Genomic DNA, 1,163 nt, shown 5'->3' with positions numbered 1-1,163 from the left:
GCACCGACGGTACGTCCGCCTTCGCGAATAGCAAAACGCAAACCTTCTTCCATAGCGATCGGCGAAATCAGTTTGACTTCTACAGCAATGTTATCGCCTGGCATCACCATTTCCACGCCTTCTGGCAGGGTCACTGCGCCGGTTACGTCAGTGGTTCTGAAATAAAACTGCGGACGGTAACCGTTGAAGAACGGCGTATGACGACCACCTTCATCTTTAGACAAGACGTAGATTTCTGACTTGAAGTTTGAATGCGGTTTAATAGTGCCTTTATGCGCCAACACCTGACCACGCTCGACTTCGTCTCTTTTTGTGCCTCTCAACAGCACACCCACGTTATCGCCTGCCTGACCTTGATCCAGCAATTTGCGGAACATTTCCACACCAGTACAAGTGGTGACAATCGTAGGCCTGATGCCGACGATTTCAACTTCTTGACCTACTTTAATGATACCGCGCTCAACACGACCAGTAACTACCGTACCACGGCCTGAAATTGAAAATACGTCTTCGATCGGCATCAGGAACGCGCCGTCGACCGCTCTTTCCGGCTCAGGAATGTAGCTATCCAAGGCTTCTACCAACTTAACCACAGACGGTACGCCGATATCGCTGGTATCGCCTTCCAGTGCCTTTAAAGCTGAACCGATAACAATCGGGGTTTCATCGCCCGGGAATTCATACATATCCAGCAATTCACGGATTTCCATTTCAACCAGTTCGATCAGTTCCGGATCGTCAACCATATCGGCTTTATTCAGGAATACGACGATGTAAGGCACGCCTACCTGTCTGGACAACAGGATGTGCTCTCTTGTTTGTGGCATTGGACCATCCGCAGCGGAACAAACCAGAATGGCGCCGTCCATCTGGGCCGCACCGGTAATCATGTTCTTCACATAGTCAGCATGGCCTGGGCAGTCCACATGCGCATAGTGACGGGTAGCTGATTCATATTCTACGTGCGAAGTGGCGATAGTAATACCACGCGCTCTTTCTTCAGGTGCATTATCGATTTGATCAAAAGCTTTAGCTTCGCCACCTTGCAGCTCAGCCATGACTTTCGTCAATGCGGCTGTCAGAGTCGTTTTGCCATGGTCAACGTGACCGATGGTGCCTACGTTTACGTGTGGCTTAGTACGTGTAAATTTTTCTTTGGCCAT

1 protein-coding gene is annotated in these 1,163 nt (G+C 49.9%); it reads right to left on the bottom strand.

Annotated elements, in window-relative coordinates; genetic code table 11:
* Positions 1-1,163, bottom strand: a 1,163-nt coding sequence (gene tuf / locus IT781_RS21870; RefSeq protein ID WP_194972285.1) for an elongation factor Tu, incomplete at its 3' end; no start/stop codon positions are given.

Origin of the sequence: Methylobacter sp. BlB1 (assembly GCF_015476545.1) — a bacterium.
Classification (GTDB): domain Bacteria; phylum Pseudomonadota; class Gammaproteobacteria; order Methylococcales; family Methylomonadaceae; genus Methylobacter.
This window is presented reverse-complemented; position numbering and strand designations above follow the sequence as displayed.